Origin of the sequence: Corynebacterium sp. MSK012, assembly GCF_030232435.1 — a bacterium.
GTDB classification, from domain to species: domain Bacteria; phylum Actinomycetota; class Actinomycetes; order Mycobacteriales; family Mycobacteriaceae; genus Corynebacterium; species Corynebacterium jeikeium_D.
In genome coordinates this window covers 175,011-181,772 of the sequence record NZ_JASPJU010000006.1, presented here as the reverse complement: position 1 = coordinate 181,772, position 6,762 = coordinate 175,011, and the positions used below count along the sequence as shown (strand labels likewise).

The 6,762-nt window shown below is 59.1% G+C and carries 5 protein-coding genes; 3 read left to right on the top strand and 2 right to left on the bottom strand.

The genetic code is table 11. From position 1 onward, the window contains the following. Positions 1-246 (top strand): transposase (locus QP977_RS05640; RefSeq protein WP_502870633.1); only part of this gene is annotated, 246 nt, incomplete at its 5' end. A gap of 320 nt (positions 247-566) precedes the next feature. Here QP977_RS05640 and QP977_RS05635 read toward each other — a convergent pair. Next, positions 567-2,789: an NADP-dependent isocitrate dehydrogenase gene (locus QP977_RS05635; RefSeq protein WP_069359424.1), complete on the bottom strand. Its 2,223-nt coding sequence runs from the start codon at positions 2,787-2,789 to the stop codon at positions 567-569. Between the two features lie 261 nt (positions 2,790-3,050). Beyond that, positions 3,051-4,043: a molecular chaperone DnaJ gene (locus QP977_RS05630; RefSeq protein ID WP_284847199.1), complete on the bottom strand. Its 993-nt coding sequence runs from the start codon at positions 4,041-4,043 to the stop codon at positions 3,051-3,053. A gap of 396 nt (positions 4,044-4,439) precedes the next feature. Here QP977_RS05630 and QP977_RS05625 point away from each other — a divergent pair, with 396 nt between their 5' ends. Both QP977_RS05625 and QP977_RS05620 read left to right on the top strand, forming a co-directional pair. Continuing rightward, positions 4,440-5,750, top strand: a complete 1,311-nt coding sequence (locus QP977_RS05625) for an MFS transporter (protein WP_070827532.1) — start codon at positions 4,440-4,442, stop codon at positions 5,748-5,750. Positions 5,751-5,793: 43 nt separating this feature from the next. Continuing rightward, complete coding sequence (locus tag QP977_RS05620) at positions 5,794-6,750, top strand: exodeoxyribonuclease III (RefSeq protein WP_049171950.1); 957 nt, start codon at positions 5,794-5,796, stop codon at positions 6,748-6,750. Positions 6,751-6,762: the final 12 nt, after the last annotated feature.

Here is a 6,762-nt window from a genome sequence, read left to right as displayed (position 1 = left end):
TCTGTCGCGGAGAATATCCAGGTGTTTTTCGCCGATCCGCATTCGCCGTGGCAGCGAGGTAGCAATGAGCGGATGAATCGGGATATCCGGTTTTATTTCCCCAAAGGCACCAACTTTACCGATGTCACCGACCAAGAGGTCGCCGAGGCGGAAGCATTGCTGAATAACCGGCCGCGGGTAGTGCTCGACGGGTTAACTCCCCGGGAGGTAATCTCTGGTGTTATCCATGATGCAATGACCGCCTGACCCTACCAGGCAATTTTTTGGACAAAAGTGTCATAAAGGTAGTCAGTAACTCATGGGGTGAGGCACTGCGGTGCCGAGTGTCGGGGCGAGCCAAACAGGGGACTGAGTATGGGCGAAGGGTACCGTAAAGCGCCGAAAAGCACTGGATACTGTCAAGACCGTTAAGGAAGTCAGGGCATAGAAAAAGCCCCTCGCGCCATGTGCATCAAATGCAACATGAGCGAGGGGCTATCGCCCGAAACCGGCGGTCAGCCTAGGTCGGCCTAGGCCAGCCTGGGCCAACCAGGCCAACCAGGCCAGCCAGGAGCAAGCAGCTAGTCCTACTTCTTCAGACCGTCGATGATCTCGTTGAACTCAGCGGACGGACGCATAACTGCGGAGGTCTTCTCATCGTCCGGCAGGAAGTAGCCACCCAGATCAGCTGGGGAACCCTGAGCATCAATCAGGGTCTTGGCGATGGACTCTTCCTTCTCCGTGAGAGCCTTAGCGACCGGTGCGAAAACTTCCTTCAGCTCGGAGTTCTCGTCCTGCTTGGCCAGCTCCTGTGCCCAGTAGAGAGCCAGGTAGAAGTGGGAGCCGCGGTTGTCGATTTCGCCAGCCTTGCGGGACGGCGACTTGCCCTCGTCGAGTAGGGTAGCGGTTGCCTTATCCAGGGCCTCAGCCAGGACGCGTGGACGTGGGTCGTCGTCATGCTCAGCGGCGTAGCGCAGGGACTCGGCCAGTGCCAGGAACTCACCCAGGGAGTCCCAGCGCAGGTGGTTTTCTTCCTGAACCTGCTGGACGTGCTTCGGTGCGGAACCGCCTGCGCCGGTCTCGAACAGGCCGCCCCCGGCCATCAGCGGCACGACCGACAGCATCTTGGCGGAGGTGCCCAGCTCCATGATCGGGAACAGGTCGGTGAGGTAGTCACGCAGAACGTTACCGGTTACGGAAATGGTGTTCTCGCCGCGGCGGATGCGCTCGAGGGAGAACTTGGTAGCGGACACCGGATCCATGATGCGGATATCCAGACCCTCGGTGTCGTGGTCTGCCAGGTACTCGTTGACCTTGCTGATCAGGTTGTTGTCGTGCGCACGCTGCGGGTCCAGCCAGAACACTGCAGGGTCGCCAGTGATACGAGCGCGGTTAACGGCCAGCTTCACCCAGTCGCGGATTGGGGCGTCCTTGGTCTGGCAGGAGCGCCAGATGTCACCCTCGGCGACGTGGTGCTCAATCAGAACCTCGCCAGCGGAGTTGATGACCTGCAGGACACCGTCAACCGGAATCTGGAAAGTCTTGTCGTGGGAGCCGTACTCCTCAGCCTTCTGAGCCATCAGGCCGACGTTCGGGACAGAGCCCATGGTGGCCGGGTCGAAAGCGCCATTGGCGCGGCAGTCCTCGATAACAGCCTGGTAGACGCCTGCGTAGGAGGAGTCCGGGATGACTGCGAGGGTGTCGCGCTCCTCACCATCCGGACCCCAGCCCTTGCCGCCGTTGCGGATCAGGGCCGGCATGGAAGCGTCAACGATGACGTCAGACGGAACGTGGAGGTTGGTGATGCCCTTATCGGAGTTGACCATGTAAAGGGCCGGACCTTCCTTCAGGTCCTTCTCGATAGCGGACTTGACGGCCGCCGCAGTAGCGTCGTCAAGCTTGTGTAGACCATCGAGCATGGCGCCCAGGCCGTTGTCCGGAGTCAGGTTGGCGGCAGCCAGCTTGGACTCGAACTTCGGGAAAACAGATGGCAGGAAGGCCTTGACAACCTCGCCGAAGATCAGCGGGTCGGAGACCTTCATCATGGTGGCCTTCAAGTGGACGGAGAACAGGATGTTCTCGCGCTGTGCGCGACGGATCTGAGCGCGCAGGAAGTTGTCCAGGATGTGGACGTTCATGCCCGTGCCGTCAATAATCTCGCCCTTGAGGACCGGCATGTCCTTCTTCAGGGTGATGATCTGGCCGTCGTTAGCCTCGAGCTGGTAGGTCAGCTTGTCGTCGGCCGGCATGACAACGGACTTCTCGTTGTGGCGGAAGTCGTTGGAGGCCATGGTGGCGACGTTGGTCTTGGAGTCTGCGGACCAAGCGCCCATGCGGTGCGGGTGCTTGCGGGCGTAGTTCTTCACCGGCTCCGGAGCGCGGCGGTCGGAGTTGCCCTCACGCAGTACCGGGTTAACGGCAGAGCCCTTGACCTTGTCGAACTTGGCGCGGTCGGCGGTCTCCTCGTCGCCTTCCGGCTGCGACTTGTACTTCGGAATGTCATAGCCCTTTTCCTGCAGCTCTGCGACAGCGCGCTTAATCTGCGGGACGGATGCAGAGATATTCGGCAGCTTGATGATGTTGGCGTCCGGCTCCTTGACCAGCTTGCCCAGGGCTGCCAGCGCATCCTCTACCTTCTGTTCGTCCGAAAGACGCTCCGGGAACTGAGCCAGAATGCGGCCTGCGAGGGAGATGTCGCGGGTTTCAACATTGACACCAGCCTGGCTTGCAAATGCCTCCACGATTGGCTTCAGCGAGTAGCTCGCCAGCAGAGGGGCTTCGTCAGTACGGGTCCAAATAATTGTCGCCATAATTCATGTCTCCTATCTGTTTTGTTCCACGATAACCCAGTTTTGAATCTTGGGTTGTGTCGGGGCATAGCGCAAAAACAGTGATAGTGATATGAATAACGCAATTATGTGAGGTAAGTCACGAAATGCGCAATTATTTGTCGCTTATTCGCCGCTTTTCATTCCATTTTTCGCTTTACGACGGCCCCCGCGCTCAAACCCTTCAAATACGAAAAACCGCGCTGGGGTGTCGTGCACGCCGGCGCGGTTGTTCAGGGCAGCCTATTTATTCTGTGTATTGTTCGGAGGATTGTTCTGGCCGAACTGGTAGCCCTGAGTGTTCTGAGACTGTGGGTACTGCGGAGCATAGCCCTGCCCCGGGGCCGACTGGGTAGTCCTGACCAGTTTCTGGCCGCGGAACCATGCGCGCATGTCCTTGAGGAACATAAGAACGCAAGCCGCGATCAGCATGGCACCTGCGAGGAAGAGGACTACATCCACCCAGGAGCTCAAGAACAGGAGGGGGATGATGGTCATAGCCAACGCCAGTGGTGCCACGGTGACGCAGAAAAAGATTGGTGCCGTCGAGTCTTCACCGCGGAGGATGGAGTGAATCCAGTATGCGGTCAAGGTGACAAGCATCATTCCCATCAGTAAGAGGACTGGAACAAGAACGAGGGCGGCTGCAGCGCCCATAATGTAGCCGATGTCATCCCAAGAATCACCCAACGATGACTCTAGGCTGCCGAGATCGTTGGCGCCCTGGATGCCGAGCGTGATTGCGTACAGAACTGCGATGATGCCAATCAGAGTTGAAAAACCGACCAAGCCGGTAGTGATTCGGGGGATGAGTGGCATGCGCTGCCACATGTTCTGCAGTGTGGCGTTTGCAGGCAGCGGTGGTACATCCGTGGTCACCGTGGTGGTTACTGTCGCAGGACTGGTTTGAGTGGGGGCGGACCACTGTGCTTGCTGGGTTTGCGTCTGGAACGAGGATTCCTGCGCAGTGGGTACCGGGCGATTTGCCAGCCCGCGCAGCGTCGCAATGGTGATGGTGGCGTTCTCATCGGCCAGCAAAGCGTCGTATTCGCGACGACGTCCCTCATCGCCAAGCACTTGCAGCGCAGTGAGCTTCTCCTGGAACTCGCCGGAGTACTCCGAGACGCCAGCATCTCGCAGTTCGGAGAGTTGATTAGAAAGATTTGCATGGAGCTCTTCGGTGCTGGCTGCGCTATCCAGCGTCAGAGACTCGTAGAGGTTATAGCGGTCGCCCATAGTGGATCAAGATCCTATCGGTATTGCAGTTCGAAATATCTTTTAAAACAATTTACCTGGTAGCTATTACGGCAGCATCGAAGACCCGGAGCGCTCGATGGTAGGAAGTCCGTGGCGCTCGAAGGGAATTCGTAGTCCTCGGCAAACAATGCCGATTACAAAATGCATTGGGAAGAACTTGAGTGAGCGACTTCCACTAATGGCCGCAGATGTTATTCCGCGCACAAATACCCGGGGAACAGGCGGATTAAATAGCGAAATTTTTGTGTTGCGGAGTAGAGTCTCATTTTTCCCTTGCGGCTCCCCTCACGGTTTTGCGAGCCCGTCTTGGGTCGAAAGTCGAGGGGAACTGAGAGTCCACCAACTGGCGTAAGAAGAGAAAAGGAGACGGTCGCAATGACGTCGTCAAGCGAAGTAACAACCCACAACGACGACCACAAACCGCGTGCGCGTCGTGCGGGAGCGTTTAGCTCGCATCGCCGTCCTGTTCCGGTGCAGGACGACATCTCTGATCTACGCCGAATCTTGGTGATTGTGGCTCTGTCGGTCGGTGCATTCGGCATCGGCGTTACCGAGTTTGTGGCCATGGGCCTGCTGCCTTACATCGCTGGTGCCTTCGGACGTGATGAGGATGCCGCAGGGCGCATGATTTCGATGTACGCACTCGGTGTTGTCGTGGGCGCACCCCTAATTACCGTGCTGACCGGCTCGATTCCGCGCAGGCGCATGCTCCTGCTGCTGATGGCGGCATTTACCATCGGCAATGGTGCCACGGTTTGGGCAGGCACACTGGGCTCTTTCGAAGCGGTCATGGTCTCGCGCTTCATCGCCGGTCTGCCGCACGGCGCGTATTTCTCGGTGGCGGCGCTGGTGGCTGCCTCCCTGGCTAAGCCGGGACAGCGCGGCAAGATGGTGGCTCTGTCGGGCGTGGGGTTGTCGGTGGCGACTGTGATTGGTGTGCCGGCCGCGCAGGTGCTGGGACAGATTTACGGTTGGCGCAGCGCCTTCGCGTTTGTCGCGGTCATCGGGCTGATTGCATTTGTTTCGCTGTGGTTCGCCGTGCCGCATATGAACCGCATGCCGAAGACACGTCCGATGGATGAGCTCTCGGCTCTGGTGACACCGCAGGTGCTGCTGACCGTCGCAATCGGCACCGTTGGTTTCGGCGGCATGTTCGCGGTTTACACCTACATCACCTGGACTATGACTCGCGAAGCGGGCATGAGCGAAAACCACATCTGGATTGTGCTGATGGCCTACGGCATCGGCATGGTTGTCGGTACTTACATCGGTGGCTGGCTCTCCGACCGCATCGGGGAGTGGGGCATCATGGTTGCGCTGGTGCTGATGGTAATCATGCTCAGCGTCTTCTACTTCACCTCACAGAATGCTGTGCTGGGCACGATCAACTTCCTCCTTATCGGTCTGCTGGGATCGGTATTGGTGCCAAATCTGCAGACCCGTCTGATGGATGTCGCCGGTCGCGCACAGACGCTGGCGGCAGCTCTCAACCAGGCCGCATTGAACATGGCCAACGCCTTTGGAGCGGCGCTCGGTGGTTGGGTCATTGCGTCCGGTTATGGCTACCGCGCACCGGCTTTGGGCGGCGCGACGTTGGCGATGTTGGCTATCTTCATCGCTCTGCCGACCATTGTTCTTTACCGCCGCTCACAGGCGAAGAAGGCTGAGCGCATCGAACTGCGCTAGGGGTCTTCAAGGCGTAGTGCACGCATAGGTAACGTATGAGGGCATGAGCCTTACAATCGCGACAATCAATGTCAACGGCATCCGCGCCGCCGTCAAGGAGCGCAGCGAAACCAACCTGGGATTGCTGGAGTGGTTGAAGCACACCAGTTCCGATGTCGTTTTGTTGCAGGAAGTCCGCGCCACCGACGACCAGGCACGCAAGGCCCTCGCGCCCGCTTTCGATGCCGGATGGCATTGGGTCGGCGCTGAAAACCTGGGTGCAAAGGGGCGCGCCGGCGTGGGCATTCTCTCGCGCTTTCCGCTTAACGACGTCCAGGTGGGCATCGGCTCCGAGGAGTTCGAAGAATCCGGTCGGTTTATCAGTGGTATTGCCCCGGCAGCGGACACCGGCCTGGATGTGGATGTCCAGATTGCCAGCCTCTACCTGCCCTCTGGTGCTGCCCTGAGCGAGAAGCAGGATGAGAAGTACCGCTTCCTCGATGCCTTCTCCGACTACCTGGCGGAACTGGGTGCCAAGGGGCGCGACGGTCACCACGCAGTCATCGGCGGCGACTGGAACATCTGCCACCGCGAACAGGATTTGAAGAACTGGAAGACCAACCGCCGCAAGAGCGGTTTCCTACCGCAGGAGCGTGCCTGGATGGACTCGGTCTTCGGCTGCTGGCCCGATGAGGTTCCCCAGGATTCGCAGGTTCAGGCCAGCGAAAAGGAGCTGGAATCCGGTGCCTTCTCCGATGGTTCTGTGTGGGAGGCCCCGAAGCTCAATGCAGATCCGGTGTGGTTTGATGTCACTCGCCGTCTGCACCCAGAGGCCGACGGTCCTTGGTCCTGGTGGACCTACCGCGGTAAGGCGTTCGATACCGATGCCGGCTGGCGGATCGACTACCAGGCGGTAACCGAACCAATGCTCAAGCGTGCTGTCAGCTCGGTAGTGGATAAGCCTGCCGCCTACGACCTTCGCTGGACGGACCACGCGCCGGTGATCGTGGAGTACGCCTAAACCCGGCATACG